The 18,978-nt window shown below is 73.3% G+C and carries 14 protein-coding genes; 4 read left to right on the top strand and 10 right to left on the bottom strand.

Features of this window, described 5'->3' with window-relative positions; genetic code table 11:
- The first annotated feature begins 212 nt into the window (after nt 1-212).
- Both DEI81_RS13060 and DEI81_RS13055 read left to right on the top strand, forming a co-directional pair.
- Nucleotides 213-455 (top strand): hypothetical protein, encoded by a 243-nt coding sequence (locus DEI81_RS13060; RefSeq protein ID WP_111011163.1) that lies wholly within the window; start codon nt 213-215, stop codon nt 453-455.
- Between the two features lie 124 nt (nt 456-579).
- The gene (locus DEI81_RS13055; protein WP_111011201.1) at nt 580-1,317 is read left to right on the top strand and encodes a class I SAM-dependent methyltransferase; all 738 of its coding nucleotides are present in this window, start codon (nt 580-582) and stop codon (nt 1,315-1,317) included.
- A 127-nt stretch (nt 1,318-1,444) separates the two neighbouring features.
- Here DEI81_RS13055 and DEI81_RS13050 read toward each other — a convergent pair whose 3' ends face one another.
- Nucleotides 1,445-6,118 (bottom strand): Ig-like domain repeat protein, encoded by a 4,674-nt coding sequence (locus DEI81_RS13050; RefSeq protein WP_111011162.1) that lies wholly within the window; start codon nt 6,116-6,118, stop codon nt 1,445-1,447.
- Between the two features lie 262 nt (nt 6,119-6,380).
- Between DEI81_RS13050 and DEI81_RS13045 the strand changes: the two genes are divergently transcribed.
- Nucleotides 6,381-7,394 (top strand): LacI family DNA-binding transcriptional regulator, encoded by a 1,014-nt coding sequence (locus tag DEI81_RS13045; RefSeq protein ID WP_111011161.1) that lies wholly within the window; start codon nt 6,381-6,383, stop codon nt 7,392-7,394.
- Between the two features lie 168 nt (nt 7,395-7,562).
- Nucleotides 7,563-9,098 (top strand): alpha-N-arabinofuranosidase, encoded by a 1,536-nt coding sequence (locus DEI81_RS13040; RefSeq protein WP_111011160.1) that lies wholly within the window; start codon nt 7,563-7,565, stop codon nt 9,096-9,098.
- 150 nt (nt 9,099-9,248) lie between these two features.
- Here DEI81_RS13040 and DEI81_RS13035 read toward each other — a convergent pair whose 3' ends face one another.
- The 9 genes from DEI81_RS13035 to DEI81_RS12995 form a co-directional block, all read right to left on the bottom strand.
- Nucleotides 9,249-9,527 carry a GlsB/YeaQ/YmgE family stress response membrane protein gene (locus DEI81_RS13035; RefSeq protein ID WP_111011159.1) on the bottom strand — a complete coding sequence of 93 codons (279 nt, stop codon included), beginning with the start codon at nt 9,525-9,527 and terminating at the stop codon, nt 9,249-9,251.
- A 120-nt stretch (nt 9,528-9,647) separates the two neighbouring features.
- Nucleotides 9,648-10,622, bottom strand: coding sequence for a helix-turn-helix domain-containing protein (locus DEI81_RS13030; protein WP_111011158.1), 975 nt, complete (start codon nt 10,620-10,622; stop codon nt 9,648-9,650).
- A 156-nt stretch (nt 10,623-10,778) separates the two neighbouring features.
- Nucleotides 10,779-11,531, bottom strand: a complete 753-nt coding sequence (locus DEI81_RS13025) for a triacylglycerol lipase (protein WP_258368724.1) — start codon at nt 11,529-11,531, stop codon at nt 10,779-10,781.
- On the bottom strand, nt 11,528-12,301 hold the full coding sequence (locus DEI81_RS13020; RefSeq protein WP_181435422.1) for an alpha/beta fold hydrolase: 774 nt from the start codon (nt 12,299-12,301) through the stop codon (nt 11,528-11,530). The genes DEI81_RS13025 and DEI81_RS13020 overlap by 4 nt, the downstream gene beginning before the upstream one ends.
- A gap of 139 nt (nt 12,302-12,440) precedes the next feature.
- The gene (locus tag DEI81_RS13015) at nt 12,441-14,000 is read right to left on the bottom strand and encodes a CdaR family transcriptional regulator (protein WP_258368723.1); all 1,560 of its coding nucleotides are present in this window, start codon (nt 13,998-14,000) and stop codon (nt 12,441-12,443) included.
- On the bottom strand, nt 13,997-15,085 hold the full coding sequence (locus DEI81_RS13010) for a DUF917 domain-containing protein (protein ID WP_111011156.1): 1,089 nt from the start codon (nt 15,083-15,085) through the stop codon (nt 13,997-13,999). Before DEI81_RS13010 ends, DEI81_RS13015 begins: the two co-directional genes overlap by 4 nt.
- Nucleotides 15,052-16,254, bottom strand: a complete 1,203-nt coding sequence (locus DEI81_RS13005; RefSeq protein WP_111011155.1) for a DUF917 domain-containing protein — start codon at nt 16,252-16,254, stop codon at nt 15,052-15,054. The genes DEI81_RS13010 and DEI81_RS13005 overlap by 34 nt, the downstream gene beginning before the upstream one ends.
- Nucleotides 16,251-17,375 carry a DUF917 domain-containing protein gene (locus DEI81_RS13000; protein ID WP_111011154.1) on the bottom strand — a complete coding sequence of 375 codons (1,125 nt, stop codon included), beginning with the start codon at nt 17,373-17,375 and terminating at the stop codon, nt 16,251-16,253. The genes DEI81_RS13005 and DEI81_RS13000 overlap by 4 nt, the downstream gene beginning before the upstream one ends.
- On the bottom strand, nt 17,372-18,928 hold the full coding sequence (locus DEI81_RS12995; RefSeq protein WP_111011153.1) for a hydantoinase/oxoprolinase N-terminal domain-containing protein: 1,557 nt from the start codon (nt 18,926-18,928) through the stop codon (nt 17,372-17,374). Before DEI81_RS12995 ends, DEI81_RS13000 begins: the two co-directional genes overlap by 4 nt.
- Between the last annotated feature and the right edge of the window lie 50 nt (nt 18,929-18,978).

Below are 18,978 nucleotides of genomic sequence, written 5' to 3'. Positions count from 1 at the left end.
GCCCCCCGTCGGAGCGCCGCCACGACCCCCGCTTTTTCCGGCATGTGTCCGCGTCTTTCGGGGGTGTTACGTCGGGCCGTGCGGTCACCGAGTCTTCGCCGCCGAGCGACTGTCCGGCCGTCCAGTCGGTCTAGCGTGATGAGCACGCCCGGTGGTCGGGCGGCGTCCGTGCGCGGACGTTGTCGAGCTCCGCTACGGGGAACGGAACCGAGATGGCCTTCGCACTGCACCGCTGGAACCGCGCCACACTGCTCGCGCGCCTCGAGGCGAACGAGGCGATCGACGACGCGTCCAGCATGGATCCCGCGCAGGCGGCGCGGGAGCGCCTCCGACTGCTGGCCGTCGGCGACCGGTTCGAGGCAGCCGTCATCTCCGACGACGAGGCGATCGCCGAGTTCCGTCGGCTGCGTGACGACGCTCGGCGCATCGCGGTGGGTCAACCGGTCCTCGACTGAGCGCGGACGCGTCCGCCTCGAAGCGTGCGAGCACGACCGGGGCGACCGGGGCGACCGAGCGGGCGGTGGTTCAGGGCGTCCGACCGGCCGCTCCGGTCGCGCGACCACGTGCGAGGCTGTCGGCATGCAGCACGACGAGCACCATGACCGGAACGCCTTGTCCTTCGGCGCCGTCGCCGACGTGTACGAACGGGGGCGTCCCGGCTACCCCGCCGAAGCGATCGCCTGGGTGCTGCCGCCTGGCGCGTCGCGCGTGGTCGACCTCGGTGCCGGGACCGGCAAGGCGACGAGGGTGCTGACGACGCTCGCCGCCGAGGTCCTCGCGGTCGAGCCCGATCCCGGTATGCGTACTGCACTCGCGCGGGTGCTCCCGGACGTACCGGTGCTCGAGGGCACGGGCGAGGCGATCCCGCTGGAGGACGACTGGGCCGACGCCGTGGTCGTGGCCCAGGCGTGGCACTGGATGGACCCGGTCGCGGCGTCGCGGGAGATAGGCCGGGTGCTCCGGCCGGACGGCACGCTCGGGCTCGTCTGGAACCTCCGGGACGAGACCGTGCCGTGGGTCGCGCGCATGAGCGCCCTCATGCACCAGCCCGGTGAGCGCGTGATGGGCGTCGAGCACCCGGCGTTCGCGCCGCCGTTCGCCAGGCACGAGCGGCACGAGGTCCGCTGGGTGCACGAGCAGAGCCGGGAGGAGTTCCTGGCGATGGTGGCGTCCCGCAGCTACGTGAGCACGCTCGAGGCGGTGGAGCGCCAGGCCTTGCTCGATCGGATCGAGCACCTCCTGGACGGTGACCCCGCGCTCTCCGGTGACGTGATCGCGGTGCCCTACGTGACCTACGCGCACCGCGCCTCCCGGTAGCGACGCCCGAGAACGAACACGCGGGAACGCGCGCGCACGGACGACGAGTGCGCGGTCGTCCGACCGCGCACTCGTCGTCGGCACGCGCCCCGGCGACGGGGAGACCCGACCGCCGGGGACGCAGGGCTCAGACCGTACCGCTCCGCCGCGTCGGGCCCGGCCGCCGCTCCCGGAGCCGGTTCGCGGTGACGAGCAGGGCGCCGGCGAGCACGAGGAGCAGCGCGCCGAGGCCGACCATGCCGACCGCGATGTCCGACCCGGTGAACGCGAGCTGCCCGACGGACACGACCGCGGCGACCGCTGTCCGGGCGACCGCGTCGTGGATGCCGAGCACGACGCCGTCGGGGTTCAGCGCCTCGACCCGGTACGAGTACGTCGTGTCGGGGTCGAGGCCGGTGAACACGGCAGTCGTGGCACCGGCACCGAGGGTGCGCGACGCGACCGCGTGGGCGAGGTCGCCGCTCGCGGAGACGACGATCCGGTAGGCCGTGGCACCGGGGATCGGCTTCCAGGTGGCCGTGAAGGACCCACTCGCCTTCGACGGGACCACGATCGGCTCGACCGTGTGGATCGCCGTCACGACGATCGCCGTCGTCGCCGACGAGGGTCCGTACGAGTCGTCGCCCGTGTACGCCGCCGCGACCGTGTCCGAGCCGGGCACGATGCCCGCGGTCGAGCACGTGGTGTGCGGGAGCGTCAGCGTGCAGAGCACCCGGTGGCCGACGCGCAGGGTGACCGTGCCGGTGGCGTGCGCGGGCAGGCCACCGATCGTCAGGGTGACCGTGTCGCCCCACGTGGTGCTCGACGCTGCAGCGTGCACCGTGACCGCGGTCGCGGCCCGCGCCACGTGCATGGTGATGGGCGTGCCGGTCGAGCCGTCGTGATCGGCGTCACCCGAGTAGACGGGCGTCACCTGGTGTGTGCCGGTCGGCAGGTCGGTGACCGTGGTGCAGCTCGTCGCGCGCCCGAGTTGCACGGTGCAGAGGGTCGTGCCGGCGTCGTCGGTGAACGTGACCGTGCCCGTGGCGCCGGCGGGCAGCCCGGTCGGGGTCAACACCACGCCGGTGCCGTAGGTGGTGTCGATCGTGCCGAGGCCAGCGCCGCTGCCGCCGCCCGCGCCGCCGCCACCCGGGCCGCTCCCGCTGCCGCTCCCGGTCCCGCTGCCGCTCCCACCCCCGGCGCCCGTGCCACCACTGGCCGGCACGACGGCGACGGCCGTGGGCGCCTTGGCGACCGTGATCGTCAGGGTCTGCGTCGCCGTGGCGGGCGCGTGGTCGTCGTCGCCCGGGACGAACGTCGTCGTCACCGTGTGGGTCCCGGCGCCCAGCGCGGCCGAGGTCGTGCACGAGAGCGCTGGGAGCTGCACGGAGCAGAGGACCTGGTGGTCGTCGTCGGTGAACGTCACGGTCCCGGTGGCACCCGGAGCGATGCCGGCGACGGTCAGGGTGACCGGCGTGCCGTGGACGGGATGGTCGTCGCTGACGCTCGCGGTGATGCTGCTCGACCTCGCGGCGACGACGAGCTGGACCGCCGGGCTCGTGCTGCCGACGTGGTCGGTGTCGCCCGTGTACGTCGCGGTGATCGCGTAGCTGCCCTTGTGCAGGGTCGACGGTGTGACCGTGGTGGCAGCTGCGCCGTCGCGCACGTCCGCCGAGCCGAGCGCCAGCCCGTCGCTCGTCGCCCACGTGACGGTGCCCGACGCACCGGCGGGCAGGTCCGTCACGGCGAGCGCGGCCGTGTCGCCGTAGTCCACGGAACTCGTGCTGCCGCCGTCGATGGTCGCCCCGATCGCCGTGGTGGCGCGCTGGACGACGAGCGTCACGACCGGGCTGTCGACGGCCTCGTGGTCGTCGTCGCCGACCCAGTGCGCGATGACCTGGTACCTGCCGGCGGTGAGGGCGGCGTCGGTGTCGATGCTGGGCCTCCCGGCCGTGGCCGTGCCGAGCACGGTGCCACCGGTCGTCGCGAACCGGATGACGCTGTCGCTGGCGGCGCCGCTCGGGAGGCCCGTGGCGGTCAGGCGCGCGCTCGTCCCGTAGGTCACGGTGTCGGCGTCGCTCGTGTGGCCGTCGGCCGTCACGCCGATGGCGGCGGTGGCCTTCGCCACGTGCACGGCGACCGGGTCGCTCGAACCGCCCACGTGGTCGGTGTCGCCGTCCCAGCTCGCGCTGACCGTGTGGTCCCCGGCGGCCAGCGCGGTCGTGGTGCACGAGGTCGCGGGCAGGTGCACGGTGCACAGCGGGGCGCCGCTCTCGTCGGTGAACGCGATGGTGCCGCTGGCTGCAGCGGGTGTGCCCGTCGCCGACAGGGTGAGCTCGTCGCCGAAGGTCGGGGTCGGGTCGCTCACGGTGGTGGCCATCGGGACGGCCGGCACCCGGTCGACCGTGAGCGTCGCGACGGAGGACGTGCCGCCGGCGTAGTCACCGTCGGTCGTGCCGGCGTAGGTCGCGACGATGTGGTGCGCACCGGCGTCGAGCGTGCTCGTCGGCGTGCAGGACGTGTCGGGCAACGTCACCTGGCACAGCGCGGGCGCGTCGGCGGACCCGGTGTCCGCGGACGCGTCGCGGAACGACACGGTGCCCGCGGCGTCGGACGGGAGGCCCGTCACGCCGAAGGTGGGGACGTCACCGTACGTCGTGGTCGCGGTGGTGTGACCGTCGACGGTCGTGGCCGAGCTCGTGGCTGCCTGGCCGACGTGCACGGTCGCGGTGTTCGTGGCCGTGGAGGCGGCGGTCGCGCCGTCGCCGGAGTACCGCGCGGTCACGACGTGGTCGCCGAGCGCCAGCGTGGTGGGCTGCGTGCACGAGGGCGTCGTGGTACTCGCGTCGGCGGTGCAGGCGGCGGTGCCGTCGACGAGGAACGTCACGGTTCCGGTCGCACCCGAGGGCAGCCCGGTCGCGCTGTAGGTCGGCTCGACGCCGACGCGCGTGGTCTGAGCCGGTGAGGCGCCGACGGTGAACGCCGAGGAGCGGAGCGCGACGTCGACGGACGCCGTGCCCGTGGACCCGGAGCGTGTGGTGTCGCCCGAGTAGGTCGCGGTCACGACGTGCGGACCGGCGGCGCTCTCGACGACGGAGCACGACGCGGTGCCGTTCGCGACGGGGACCGCCCTGCACACGGTCGTGCCGCCCTGCGTGAACGTCACGGTGCCGGTCGCGGCCGTGATCGTGCTGCTCGGGCTGCCGGTCGTGGTGACGGCGGCCGTCACCGTCGTGGCACCCCCGGCCGTGATGGAGGCCGGCGAGGCCGAGACCTGGAGGGCCGTCGGGACGTGCGCGACCGTCGCGGTCGCGTGGGCGGACGCGGTGGTGAGGGCGTCGGTCGACGCGACGGTCGAGGTGACCGTGGCGGTCGTGCCGACGGCGCCGCTCACGGTGTACGGGATGTGGATCGCGGGGAGGGCGGTGCCGGGCTGCGTGCCGGCGGCCGAGGAGTCCGTGCACGCGACGGTCTGACCGCTGGAGTCGGACGGGTCCGTCGCGCAGCTCCAGGTGCCGTCCGAACCACCCGCCGCGTTCGGCGTCGCACCCGCGTCGAACCGGGTGGTGACCTTGACGAGGCCCTGCTCGGCACCGCCGCTCGAGGCGACGGCCGGCGTGACGGTGTAGGTGTCGCTGTCGCCGCGCTGTGGCGAGGGGTCCGACACGGACGCCGTGGCCGCGAGCTGCGGCACCGCGCCCGTGAGCGAGGTCGCGGTGAACTGGTTCACCTCGTGGACGTCGTAGGAGCCGCCGGTCGACCCGACCCACCCGTAGGTGAGCTTGTACGGGTACCCGGTCGACGGATCGATCCAGCTGGCGGGGAACGTGGCACCGGAGGTGGTCACGTTCGGCAGGGTGCCCATGAGGGTCTGCGGCCCAGCGGTGGCGCCGATCGAGTCGTACACGATCGCCCAGTTGCCCGCGGGGACGGCGGTCCTCGGCAGGACCGAGGTGCCGTTCGCACCCGTCATCCCCTTCGACATCACCGTCGCCGTCGAGGTGTTCACGACGATCTCGACGGGCACGTCCGCGTCCGTCCGGCTGGACACCGTGGCCTTGGTCAGGGCACCCGAGGGCTGGGAGCTCGCCATGTAGCAGTAGCCGACCGTCCCGTTGCCGGGGCCGCGGACAGTGACGTTCGCCTTGCCGTTCGTGGTGTTCGAGGCGACACCGGTGGTGCAGTTCGTCCCGCTGTACGTCGTGGTCTTGTAGTTGCCGTACGCGTCCAGTCCGAGCCCGAGGTACCCGTAGGGCAGGCCGCTCGCCGTCGAGCCGTAGTCGTGGTTCGCGCTGTAGCCGAGCGATCCACCCGTCGGACCGGTCTGGGTCGGCGGCTTCGGCGCGTAGGGGTCGGTGGCAGCGAGGTAGAACGCGATGCCGTCCGCGCCGTTGCCGCCGTACTGGTAGGAGTCGAACGTCACGTCGAGGCCCTGGGCGATCGGGACGGCGCCCTTGGCTCCCACGCCGCCGACCTTCGTCCCCGTCGCGTCCGTCAGGCGGAGCGCGCCGTTGCTGCTGTCGACGGCCGTGGTGGCGCAGCCCGGGACCGGGGTCTGCGACGTGTCCGTCCCCGCCGTGAGACAGGCGATGTTCGTCCCACCGGGCAGGGTCGGCTTCATGAAGGAACCCGAGTCCGCGATCGAGGGGCCCGTGAACGCCTCCTGCGCGTACTGCGTCGTCGCGGTCGTGGTCGCCGCCTCCGCCGCGGTCGTGGCGAGCCCGACGGACACACCGCCGAGCATGAGTGCGACGCCGAGCACGGCGAGGCGGCGGGCGGTCTTCGGGCGCGCGCGATGGCGCGCGGTCGCGGCAGCGAACACGGCGGCGGTCCTGTCGGATCAGGGGGTTCGGGTCGGCTCGGTCGCAGCGGCTGATACCGGGGTTCCGAGTCCTCCCAAGGTACTGACGCCGCCGGTTCCATTCACCTGCATCGAGACCCCCAGTGCGGGGCACGTCCCCCGTGTGGAGGACCGGGCGGGGTCACGGGAGCTGGTCGACCGCTCAGAGAACGGACGGCCCGGGTCTGAGCCCCGCTCACGCGGGCGCCGTTCCGGGTCCCCGCGGGCGATAGGCTCGACGGCGATGCGTCCGACGGTGCGGGACGTGGCCGCCCTCGCCGGGGTGTCGCCAAAGACGGTGTCCAACGTGATCAACGGCGGCGTTCCGGTGCGCCCCGACACCCGGCAACGGGTGGAGGCGGCCCTCGCCGAGCTCGACTACGTCCCGAACCTGTCGGCGCGGGGGTTGCGCAACGGCCGGTCCGGCACGATCGCGCTCGCACTGCCCGACCTCGGGACGTCGTACTCGGCCGAGCTCGCCCGTGCGTTCGTCGAGCTGGCGCGCGGGCACGGGTGGGCGGTCCAGATCGACCAGACCGGGTCGGACCCCGCGCGCGAGATCGACCTCATCTCGCGGGCGCGGGCCCACCTGGTCGACGGCCTCGTGCTCAATCCGGTCACCCTCGGCGAGAGTGTCGTGGCGAACGGGCGGGGTCTGCCGCCGACCGTGGTGATCGGCGAGGTGGAGCCGCAGGACGTGGACCAGGTCCACGTGGACAGCTTCGCGGCCGGCCGCGACGTCGGCCGTCTGCTCATCGCCACCGGGCATCGACGGATCGTGCTGCTCGGCACCTCGGACGACTCCTTCCGCACCGCCTCGAGCGAGACCCGACACGAGGGGCACCGCGCGGCGCTCCGCGAGGCCGGCCTGCCCGAGGACCCGACCCTGTCGATCGCCGTCGGATCGTGGTCGACCTCGGCCGCCGCCGCAGCGATGTCCCGGTTCCTCGACCAGCACGGGTCGCCGGATGCCGTGTTCTGCTTCACGGACTCCATGGCGCTCGGTGTGCTCCACGTCCTCGCCGACCGTGGCGTCCGCGTGCCCGAGGACGTCTCGGTGGTCGGGTTCGACGACATCGAGGAGGCCTCGTTCGCGGTGCCGTCGCTGACCACCGTCTCGTTCGACAAGCGTGCGATCGCCGAGGCCGCCCTGACCGCGCTCGAACGCCGGATCGAGGACCCGGACGCGCCGCGGATCGTGCAGGTCGTGCCGCACCACATCGTCGAGCGTGCGAGCGTCGCCCCGCGCCGGGGCTGACACCCCCCGGATGAGCGGGCCGGCCGGGCGGGACGCGCGGCCCAGCGCGGAGCCCCAACGCTCACCGCCGTCGGCACGACGCGCCGACGGCGGCTTGTGGAGGCGAGTTACAACGATGTAAAACGGGAGCGACCACCACCACACGACGACGTGAGGACCACATCGCGCATGTCCACCGCAACCATCACCGTCGACCGCGAGTTCATCGTCGGTCCCGTTCCGCGCCGACTGTTCGGCTCGTTCGTCGAGCACATGGGCCGATGCGTCTACACCGGGATCTACGAGCCCGGCCACCCGAACGCCGACGAACACGGGTTCCGCCGTGACGTGCTCGACCTCACCCGCGAGATGGGCGTCTCGATCGTCCGCTACCCGGGCGGCAACTTCGTCTCCGGCTACCGCTGGGAGGACGGGGTCGGCCCCGTCGAGCAGCGTCCCCGCCGGCTCGACGGCGCCTGGCACACGGTCGAGACCAACGCCTTCGGTCTGCACGAGTTCGCCGCCTGGGCCAAGGAGGCGGGGGTCGAGGTCATGGAGGCCATCAACCTCGGCACCCGCGGCGTCGAGGAGGCCCGTGCCATCGTCGAGTACGCGAACCACCCGGGCGGCACGGAGTGGTCGGACAAGCGTCGCGCCAACGGAGCCGAGGAGCCGTTCGACATCCGCGTGTGGAACCTCGGCAACGAGCTCGACGGCCCCTGGCAGATCGGCCACAAGACCGCCGACGAGTACGGCCGCCTGGCGCAGGAGGCCGGCAAGGCGATGAAGCTCGTCGACCCGACGATCGAACTCGTCGCGGTCGGCTCGTCGAACTCGCACATGCCGACCTTCGGGTCCTGGGAGCACACGGTCCTGTCGCACGCCTACGACGAGGTCGACTACATCTCGATGCACGCGTACTACCAGGAGCACGACGGCGACGCGCTGTCGTTCCTCGCGAGCGCGAACGACATGGACTACTTCATCGAGTCCGTCGTGGCCACGGCCGACGCCGTGAAGGCGAAGCGCCAGTCCTCCAAGGTCGTCAACGTCTCGTTCGACGAGTGGAACGTCTGGTACCAGCGCGGGCTCGAGACCGAGGACCAGCCGCACGTCGTCGGCAAGGCCCAGTGGCGCGAGCACCCGCGGCTCATCGAGGACCAGTACAACGTCACCGACGCGGTGGTCGTCGGTACCTTCCTCAACTCGCTCCTCCGCCACGGCGACCGCGTCACGATCGCGAACCAGGCCCAGCTGGTCAACGTGATCGCGCCGATCCGCAGCGAGGAGAACGGTCCCGCGTGGCGTCAGACCATCTACTGGCCGTTCGCCCGCACCGCGGAACTCGCCCGCGGTGACATCCTCCGCACCGTCGTCCGGAGCGACCGGTTCGCCTCGTCCCAGTACGGGGACGCCGACGTCGTCGACGCGAGCGTCACGTACGACGCCGACCGCGGCCGCGTCGCGGTGTTCGTCGCCAACCGCGGTCTCGAGGAGGCGTCGGACGTCACCGTGGCCCTCCGCGGCTTCACGGCCGGTCAGGTCACGCGTGCCGAGGTCCTGACGATCCCCGAGGGCGGGGACCGCTTCACCGCGAACACCGAGGCGGCGCAGGACGCCGTCGGCCTCACATCGCTGCAGGCGTCGGTCCAGGACGGCGCGCTCCGCACCACCCTGCCGCCGCTGTCGTGGGCGGTCCTGGAGGTCGAGGTCACCCAGGCCTGACCGGTCCCGGCCGGCCCCGGCCGGGGCCGGCCCCGGCCACCGTGCCGAAAGCACCGGCCAGATCGCAGAACATGCCGCTCACGTTCACACGTGAGCGGCATGTTCTGCGATTTCGAGGCTCCAGAGGACCGGGAGCCCGGAGACCGGTGGTCAGCGGCGAGCAGCCCCGCGCCCCGCGAACCGCGTGTAGATGAACAGCACGATGACCGCGCCGATGATCGACCCGATGATCCCGGCAGGCTGGAAGAAGCCGTCCATCGGGTCGTGCTGGAAGATGAGGAACCCGAGGAACCCACCCACGAACGAGCCGATGATGCCGAGCACGATGGTCGCGATGATGCCCATGGACTGCCGGCCGGGGATGATGAGGCGGGCGAGCGCACCGGCGATCAGGCCGATGATGATCAAGCTGATGATGAGACCGATCAAGAGGTCCTCCTGGTGTTGCGTTAGTCCGCTACGCCACGGCGGGTTCGCCGTAGCGGTGATCAGCACCTGAGTCAACTCCGAATCCGCCCGACGTGTTACGCCGCCGTGCGCCGCGTCGGGTCAGCCGTCGCGGCGCAGCGTCGTGTTCGGGGCCTCGCCGAACTCGGCGGCGTAGGCCGCGGCGAAGCGTCCCTTGTGGCCGAATCCGTGCGCCCCCGCGATCTCGGCGACGGTGTCCGTGCGGTGGTCGGCCGCGAGCAACCGGTCCCGCACCATGCTGAGCCGAACGCGACGGAGGTACGTGGTGGGCGTCATCCCGTGCGTCCGGTTGAACGCCTCCTGCAGCCCGCGCATGCTCATCCCGGCCGCGGCGGCGACATCGGTGATGCCGATCGGGCTCGTGGCGTGCTCGCGGATGAAGCGCTCGGCGGCAGCGATCCGGGCTTCCGCGGCCGTCCCGACCCCGTCGGGGTCCGTCGCCGGCACGACCGGCCAGTGCGGGAACGCGGCCAGGAGGCCCTCCGCAGCCGTCCGCGCCAGCGCGCGCTCCGCGTCGAGCGTCACGGTCGCGGGACCGCTGATGAGCGTCACCGCGACCTGCCGCACCATGGCCCACCACGCCGAGCGGGCGTCGCCCGTGGGGATGTGGTCGTGGTCGAACCCGAGCGGTCCCGGAGCCCAGCCCCCGCGTTCCGCCGCGACCTCCTCGACGATCGACCGATCCACGTGGAGCAGGTCCTTGTCGAAGCCGTCGTAGCGGAAGGGGAACGACCCGGTCGGGTAGAGGACGGGTTCGCCCTCGGACACGTCGAGGCCCGCGATGGAGCCGCTGCCCTCCTTGAGCCACGCGACGACGTACTCGTCGGCCGACGTCTCGAGTTCACCCGACACCATCCCGGTCAGCCGGGTGGACGCGAGCGACAGCAGTCCGGTCCCGGTGACGGTGTGTCGGAAACCGAACGGCCGGCCGTCGGCGTCAGCCTGGACGTCCCAGCCGACGGCGTGGTGCGTGGTCTGCAACAACACCCGCGCCTGCTCGACGTCCTGGCTCGTCGCGACCCTGCGCTCCCGGGTGATACGGGCGGTTCCTTCCATCGTCCGCTCATCATCACGGTGCTGTGCAGGGTTCGGCAATTCCGTACGCGCACTGTTCGGCCAGACTCCGTACTGCCCGCGCTCTGCGGATGATCGGCCGGTCACCGCGCCGTCATCGCGAGGACCGATCGCCGATCGGGAGCACCTGCGGCCAGGTCACTGCGGCTCCGAGGACACCGCCGGGTCGACCGCGTCGAGCACGGCCCGGTAGGTGCGCGGATCACTGAGGATCCGGAAGTGCCCGCCGACGGGCAAGCGCTCGTTCTTCGCCCCGACGAGGGCGCTGCCCTCGGGGATCATCGTGTCGAAGACGCCGTAGACCGAGGTGATCCGGCCGTTCGCGTGCACGTCCGCGAGGAGCGCGGCCAGGGTCGGGTCGTGCACCGAGAACGCCCGGAGCGTCGTGTTCGGCGCGAACCGTGCGTACGACGAGCCGCCGAACGGGGCCGACACGGCGACCATCCGGTCGACGCGACCACCGCCGTCCAGCAGGGTCATCGCGTACTTGCCGATCAGTCCGCCCTTGCTGTGGGTGACGAGGAGCACGTCGTGGAGGTCCTCGGCGCGGATCTGGTCCATCACGAGTCGGGCACCGGCGCGCACCGACTGCCGGTTGTGCCGCAACGCCGTCACGACGAACACCGGGTGCCCGTGATCGTGCAGTGCGTCCATGAGGGGCCGCATGAAGTGCCACGTCTCGTACACGCCCGGCACCACGACGATCGGCTGGCGGTCACCGCTCCGGTAGTCGTCGGCCGTCGTCGGCCCGAGGCTCCGCAGCTGCCACACCGCCGCGTACCACCAGTCGAGGAGGAACCATCGCGCGTTGCGCAGGTGCACGGCCAGGCGGGGAGGTGGGTCGGGCGTGCTCCGCGCCTCCCGGTCCCGCCACCCGGTCGCGCCCGTCACCGGAGCTGCCCCACGGTCTGGACGCGGATGAACTCGTCGACGATCGCGGCGACGGCACCGGGGTGGGCGTCCTGCACGTGGTGCGGTCCGGGCAGCTCGATGAACGCGGCTTCTCGTGCGACCCCGGCGACACGGGCGGCCCAGCCGCGGCGGGCGACCGGGTCCTCGGTGCCGCGCATCACGAGCACGGGGACCTCGAGCGCAGCGACCGACCGCAGCGTCGGGTACCGCATCATCACCCGGAGCTCCCGCAGGTACGTCGGCATGCTCCGGAGGTAGTCGGTGAGGAGCGTCGCGTTCATCGCCGGCCGCTCGCGGATGCCGTCGACCGCGAGCGAGAACGCCTGCTGCAGGAGCGTCCGCCGCCGGTCGTCGATCACCGGACCGATGAGCCCCACCGACGTCACGAAGCCCGGGTCCTGGAGTGCCATCCCGACGACGACCTGCGTGCCCATCGACTGCCCGATCGCCAGACACTGCTCGACGTCGCAGGCACGGAGCGCGGTGATGACGAGTCGGGCGAGGTCCTCGATCTCGAGTCGGCGATCGGGAGACGGGGAGTCGGCGAAGCCGGGCAGGTCGACCGCGATCGTCCGGTACGAGCGCGAGAGCACCCGCTGCACGCGCTTGAACGACCGGTGCGACATGCCGATCCCGTGCACCAGGACGATCGTCGGCGCCAGGGTGTCCCGAGCACGGCCGGCGGGGGCCAGGGTGCGGAGCCGGAGGACACACCCTTCGACGTCGACGGTCTCGACGAGTGGGCGCATGGAGATCACGCTACGCGGCACGCCCGACGGGATGACCATCCGCGACGTCAGCGTCGTCCTCGGCGTCTCCCACCAGCGCGTGCATCGACCGCTGCACGTGGAGGAGCACCAGCAGCCGCGCGTCCTGGGCCCCCGGCGGTCACTCCCGCCGAACGCGGGTCGCCAGGTGCAGCGCCAGCCGGGTCTCGGGATCGGCGAGGTCGACCGCCAGCAGCCGCTCGACGCGTGCGATGCGGTCGGCGACGGTGTTGCGGTGCACGCCGAGCACGGCGGCGGTCTCGGCGAGCGACGACTCCGCGTCGAGGTAGGCGGCGAGGGTGACCCGGAGTGCGCCGCCGCCGCGCTCGAGCGGTGCCAGCAACTGCTCCGCGGCCGGGAGGAACGTGTCGGTCTCCGTCCACGCGAGCAGGAGCTGCGCGAGGCCGAGTCGGTCCACGTGGACGAAGTGCCCCGACTCCGGCCGGCCACCGGCGAGCCGGGCGGCGTCGGTCGCCTCGCCGAGGGTCCGGACGAGCCCGACGAGCCCCGCTTGCACGCTACCGACGCCGACGGCGGTGTCGAGCCCGGGGCGGAGCGCCGCCTGCGCACGGCGGACGGCGGTGGCGACGGCACCGATCCGCAGGTGGTCCGGCTCGTCGAGGTCCGACGTCCAGAGCGCCCATCCATCACCTTGTTCGACGACGTCGACCTCGAGCCCGGCGGCCGCCATGGCGACCTCGACCTCGCCGCGGAGGGCGACCTGGTCGACGGGGTGCCGGGTGACCACACGGATGCCGACGTGCCAGGCGTCGAGCTGCCACCCCGCCGCGAGCGTCCGCTGCACGAGGCCCGGCTCCGGGCTGCCGTCCGCCGCGCGGAGCTCGTCGAGCATCGCGGTGCGGTAGCGGGCGTCGCGTTCGTCGTCGAGCCGGGTGAGCACGAGCCGGTGTCCGACGGCGACCGCGGCCACCCGGAGCGCCGCGGCCATCGTGGTGCGCTCGGCTCGGACCGGCGCGGTGAGCCCGACGCCGAGCCATGCCCGCGCGCCGATGCCCGTCCCGACGGGGACGAGCACGAGGGTCTCGTCGCCGTCCGTGACCGTGATGGGGTCGCTGCCGCCGGCGGCGCGGGCGAGCATCCGCACGGCCCCGGCGCCGATCCCGGGTCCGCGGAGCGGCCGGCCGGCGGCGTCGAGGAAGCGCACGGGTGCGCCGAGCTGGCGGTCGAGCTGCCGGAACAGGTCGTCGAGGTCGGGTCCGGCCTCGAGCCCGATCCGCGCGACGGCCACCGCGGCACGGGCTGCCGGGGCCTCTCCCGTGCCGACGAGTTCGTGCAGGCGGACGGAGGTGGACCACGCGTCGTCCGTGGCGAGCACGGCCACACCGAGGCGGTCGGCGAGCGCACGGGTCCCCGGGCCGGGCATCGGGGCGGAGTCCGGGACGGCGGCGGGGTCCGGCCGGACGACGAGCGTGCGGACCCCGACGCCTGCGGCGCGCCGCAGGAGGACGTCGAACCGCGCGTCGAACCGGGCGACCGGTGTCAGGAGCACCACGGCGCACCCGTCACCGCCAGCCGTGCCGGAGAGCTCGCGACCGACGACGTCCACCGCTCCGACGAGTCCGAGCACCCGCGCGACACCGGGGTCGTCCGGCCCCGCGAGGAGCCGGACCTCGGACGTGGCGGTCGACAGCATCGCCAGCAGTTCGCGGAGCGGGATCACCGCACGCCCACCGGTTCGGGCACGACGTCGGCGTCCACCCCGTAGGCCCGGGGCGCGACGCGGCCGAGTCGCACGGGATCGGCCCACCACCAGTCGGCGCCGGGCAGGACGAGCACCGCGAGTTCGTCCCCGGTGCGGATGCGATCCGCCGCGACGGGGTCGAGCGACCGGGCGTCGACCACGACGATGAGGCTCGGGGTGCTCGCGACGGGCTCGCCGTCGACCAGGCAGTGCACGTACTCGCTCCCGGCCTCGATCCGGGCGACCGCACCCGTGCGGGTGTCCACGATCGCGGTGGTGCTGTGCACGAACGCCATGGCGTCACCCGCGCGGTCGACGTCGACGACGCGGCCGAGGGCGACGACCCGCCCGCCGACCGCCCGCGCCAGGGCCTCGGGGTCCGCGACAGCGGCGAGCGCCCGCCCCGTCCGCAGGGCACGCGTGACGCTCCCCGCAACGGCTCGTGCACGCAGCGCGGCGATGGGCACCGGCCCGATCGCGAACGCGGCCCAGCCACCGCTGTGGGACACGGCCTCACGCCAGACGGTCTCGAGGTCGCCGGGACTCGGCGCGTCGACGACGATCCGGAGGCCGCTGCTCGTGGCTGCGGCCGCGGTGACCGGCAGTGCTCCGGCGGCGAACAACGTGAGCTGGTCGAGGCGGGGGGTCGCCCGGCCGACGAGGTCGGCGTCGACGAGCGGCCGCCCCACCAGGTGCGCGGTGAGCGCGGCCGCCGGCCCGGTCACGCCGCCGATCTGGGCCGGGAGGACCGCGTCGGCACGGTCGCCCGTCCAGCGTTCGACGGCGGCGAGCGCGTCCGGGAGCTCGCGGCCGCTCGGCATCTTCTCCTCGAGCACGGTCGTCGAGCCGACGAGGCCCACCGCCGCGACCCGTTCGAGTCGGGGGTCGTCCAGCGACAACACGGGGACCCCGAAGCCGGGGCCGACGCGCCGGATGGCGCTGACGGTGTGGTCGACGCGACCGCCGCCACCGCAGCCGAGCAGGGCGGCACCACGCCCGAACGCGGGCACGTCGCCGGCCTGGAGGCGCGTCACGCGCTGACCGTGCCCGTCGCCTCCGTCCATGGCTCCATGCTCCCATCGGGCACCGCGTCCGCCCCCGCCGCCGAGCACATCGGTGGACGCACGTCCCCGACGGCCCCCTGTGGATGGAGCACCTCGACGGGCGTGAACGCGTCGTCGAGCCCGAAGCAGGCCGGCCCGAACACGGCGAGCGCCTCGGGCGTGCGCATGAGCGCGGGCGTCGACACGCCGACGACGCGGACCCGCTGCCCGTACCGGAGCCGTTCGGTGGTGATCGGTTCCGCGGTCTCGGCGTCGAGCACGCAGATGAGATCGGGGACGACGGCGAGGAGCTCGTCACCGCGACGGGCGACGAGGTTCTCGTTCTGGAACACGATCTCGACGTCGCCGGCCGCGCCGCTGATCGTCGCCCGTCCACGCGCGAACCCCTCGACCGTGCGCCGCTCGACGTCGACGACCTTGCCCTCGTGCAGCTCGCGCAGGTGCGTGTAGATGGTGCGGGAGAACGCGGCGGCGAGTTCCGCGACGGGGTCGCGGTGGGCCTCCCGTGCGTGCCGGACGGCGCGGCCGACGGCGAGCGCGAGCGACAGGGTCCGCGGGACCGCGGTGTCGCGCACCTGCCTGCCGGTCATGGCGTACTCGGCGATGTAGGCGACGCCGCCGAGCCGGATCGTGACGCCGCGCGCGAGCCACTCCATCTGCCGGTTGTCGTGCCCGGTCTCGATCACGACACCGTGGCCGCGCTCGTCGCTGATCGCGAGCGGCGATCCGGGCACGCCGTACACCGAGAACGTCTCCATCTGGAGCTCGGGGAACGCGCGCCCCATGCCGTCGGCGTCGACGACCGGGAGGCCCCCGGTCGCGCCGACGAGGAGGGGGATCATCGAGTTGATGCCCCCGCACTCGATGGGCATCGTGGCGGTCGCGGTGCGTCCCAGGTGCGCCTCGAGTCGCCGCAGGGCGCCGAGGGGCTCCGGGCCGGCCGGGATCCGTTCGAGCACGACCGTCGGGGCGCCCATCTGCGCGGTGGGGATCACGAACGCGTCGTCGTCGAGCTCGTCCGGGTCGAGGATCGTGACCGGGCCGTGCTCCTGCATCGCGGCGCGGACGAGCAGCATCCCGATGGTCGGGTCCCCGCCGCCGCCCGTGCCGAGGAGCGCGGCGCCGCGGGCGAGGTCGGGGAGGTCCTCGATGCCGAGCAGCCAGCTCACGCGCGCACCCCCGGGCTCGTCGTGCCGTCGAAGCGCACCGCGTCGAGGTCGTACCCGAAGTACCGCGGACCGGCGAGTTCGAGCGCTGCGGGGCTGTGCCATCGGGGGTCCGCCGGCGCGGTGACGATGCGGACCCGGGCGCCGAAGCGGAGCCCCTCGGTCGTGATCGGCTCCCCCGTCTCGGCGTCGAGCGTGATGACGAGGTCCGGTGTCGTGGCGCGAGCGCGGCCGTCCACCTCGACGAACAGGTGCTCGTTCTGGAACCGGAGCACGGCCTCCCGTCCGGTGTCGTCGGCCATCCCGGCGATGTGGGCCGTGCCGCGCGCGAACCCGGTGACGGTCTTCCGCTCGACGTCGGTGACCTTGCCGGCGAACACGACCTGGCCGCCGAGGACGTCGGCGACCGCGGCGACCGGGTCCTCGTTCGCGGCACGCGCGTCGACGAGGGCCTCGCCGAGCCGGACGCACAGCGACAGGCTGCCGCGGACGTACGACTCCTTCATCTCCGCGCCGGACATCGCGTACTGCGACGTGATCGCCGAGCAGCCCATCTCGACCGTGGCGGTGCGGGCCAGCCGTTCCGCCCAGCGGTTGTCGATCGTGTCGAACACCGCGGTGTTGCCCTTCTCGTCGGACAGGGACATCGGCGTCGCGCTGATGCCCGACAGCGTCGGCAGGACCATCTGGACCTCGGGGAACGCACGACCCATGCCGTCGCCGTCGACGAGGGGGAGACCGAGCTCCGCGGCGGCGACGATCGGCGTCGTCGAGTTCACCCCGCCGACCTCGATGCAGGCCAGGTGCGTGGGCGTCACGCCGCGGTAGGCGGCGAGGCTGCGCACCGCCTCGGCGAACTGCGTGGCGGACGGCAGCTTCTCGACCATGACCGTCGGCGCGCCGATCATCGCGACGGCGAGCACGACCGCGTCGTCGGGCAGGTCCTCGATCTGCACCACCGGGACCGGCCCGTGCTGCCGGACCGCGGCCTCCGCGAGCAGGCGGCCGATGTAGGGGTCACCACCACCGCCCGTGCCGAGGATCGCGGCGCCGCGGGCGAGCGCCGAGCAGTCCTCGCCGATCACGGTGAGCGGAGCGACGGGCGTGGTGTCGATCGCGCTCATCGGACGAGCGCCCCGAGTGCGAGGTCGCCGACGGCCTTGGCGCGGATCCGTGTCGCGTTGCCCGGCAGGTACGGGATCGGGACCTCGTCGAAGTCGACGATGTCGACCGTGGACGGGTCCGCGCCGGCCGCGATCGCCCGGTCCACGGCCTCCTGACGGGCGTCGTCGACGACACTCGCCCGCTTGCCCTCGCTGATCGCGTAGACCTTGTCGATCTCGCCGCTCACCTGTGCGATCGCGGCGCCGATCGCGTTCGCGACCGAGAAGTGCTCGGGCCGGTGCACCACGCCGAGGCCCTCGAGCTCGTCCGGCAGCAGCACCGAGCCGCCACCGACCGCGACGACCGGCAGGGGCGCCGAGGAGGTCCGCATCCGCTCCACGACGTCGGCGACGCGGGCGGCGATCACCCCGAGCGCGCGCTGCGCCACGGCGTCGGACACCCCGGCGACGAGCGAGGCGTCACCGATCACGCCACGGCCGCCACGGACGGCGACGTCCGTCGCGGTCAGGGTCGTCCCGCCGAACACGAGCGCCTCCTCGGCGAGCCGGTAGCCGACCGAGTCCGGGCCGACGAGGGCGCCGTCCTCGCGGATGCGGGACCCGCCGCCGATGCCGATGGACAGGACGTCCGGCATGCGGAAGTTCGTCCGGACCCCCGCGACCGCGACCTCGCCCGTGGCCTCGCGCGGGAACCCCGCGGTCAGGACCCCGACGTCGCTCGTCGTCCCACCGACGTCGACGACCGCGCACGTGTCGAACCCGGACAGCACCGCGGCGCCGCGCATGGAGTTCGTCGGGCCGGACGCGAAGGTCGCCACCGGGTAGCGACGGGCGTACTCGACGTCCATCAGGGTGCCGTCGTTCTGGCTGAGGAACAGCGGGGCGTCGATGCCGCTGCCGGTCACCGACGCGGCGAGGCCGTCGACGATGCGCTCGGCGAGTTCGCGCAGGGCGGCGTTGATGATCGTGGCGTTCTCGCGCTCGAGCAGTCCGATGCGGCCGATCTCGCTCGACAGCGAGAACGCCACGTCCGGACCGAGCTCGGCGGCCATGATCTCCTGCGCGCGCTGCTCGAACTCGTCGTTGATCGGCGAGAACACCGACGAGATCGCCACCGACCGGATCCCGGCGGCACCGATCGCCGCCGCGTGCCGCCGGAGCTCGTCCGGGTCGAGCTCGGAGATCGTCCGACCGTCGAACTCGTGGCCGCCGTGCGCCAGGAACGGTCGTGCGCCGACCGCGCCGACCAGGTGCTCGGGCCAGTCCGTGAACGGCGGCAACGACGCGGTGGCCGGCAGCCCGAGCCGGACCGCCGCGGTCGGGGCCAGTCCCCGCGCCTCGACGAGGGCGTTGATGAAGTGCGTCGTGCCGATCATCACGCCGTCGATGTCCTCGGACGTGAACGCCCGCTGCTCCTGCAGGCCGGCGAGCGCGGCGACGATGCCGGACGTGACGTCCGCGCTCGTCGAGCGCTTCACCGCCGCGGCGACCGTGCTGCCGTCCATGAGGACCGCGTCCGTGTTCGTGCCGCCGACGTCGATGCCGATGCGCATGGGGTTCCCTTCGGTGGTGCTGGTGGTGCGTGGGTGGTGCGGGTGGGCGG

The organism is Curtobacterium sp. MCBD17_013 (assembly GCF_003234565.1).
Classification (GTDB): Bacteria; Actinomycetota; Actinomycetes; order Actinomycetales; family Microbacteriaceae; genus Curtobacterium.
This window is presented reverse-complemented; position numbering and strand designations above follow the sequence as displayed.

Excerpts from the sequence above, each read along its gene's own strand:
- DEI81_RS13060 (WP_111011163.1), top strand. The coding sequence starts at position 213 with ATGGCCTTCGCACTGCACCGCTGGAACCGCGCCACACTGCTCGCGCGC.
- DEI81_RS13055 (WP_111011201.1), top strand. The coding sequence starts at position 580 with ATGCAGCACGACGAGCACCATGACCGGAACGCCTTGTCCTTCGGCGCC.
- DEI81_RS13045 (WP_111011161.1), top strand. The coding sequence starts at position 6,381 with ATGCGTCCGACGGTGCGGGACGTGGCCGCCCTCGCCGGGGTGTCGCCA.
- DEI81_RS13040 (WP_111011160.1), top strand. The coding sequence starts at position 7,563 with ATGTCCACCGCAACCATCACCGTCGACCGCGAGTTCATCGTCGGTCCC.
- DEI81_RS13030 (WP_111011158.1), bottom strand. The coding sequence starts at position 10,622 with ATGGAAGGAACCGCCCGTATCACCCGGGAGCGCAGGGTCGCGACGAGC.
- DEI81_RS13020 (WP_181435422.1), bottom strand. The coding sequence starts at position 12,301 with ATGCGCCCACTCGTCGAGACCGTCGACGTCGAAGGGTGTGTCCTCCGG.
- DEI81_RS13010 (WP_111011156.1), bottom strand. The coding sequence starts at position 15,085 with ATGGACGGAGGCGACGGGCACGGTCAGCGCGTGACGCGCCTCCAGGCC.
- DEI81_RS13000 (WP_111011154.1), bottom strand. The coding sequence starts at position 17,375 with ATGAGCGCGATCGACACCACGCCCGTCGCTCCGCTCACCGTGATCGGC.
- DEI81_RS12995 (WP_111011153.1), bottom strand. The coding sequence starts at position 18,928 with ATGCGCATCGGCATCGACGTCGGCGGCACGAACACGGACGCGGTCCTC.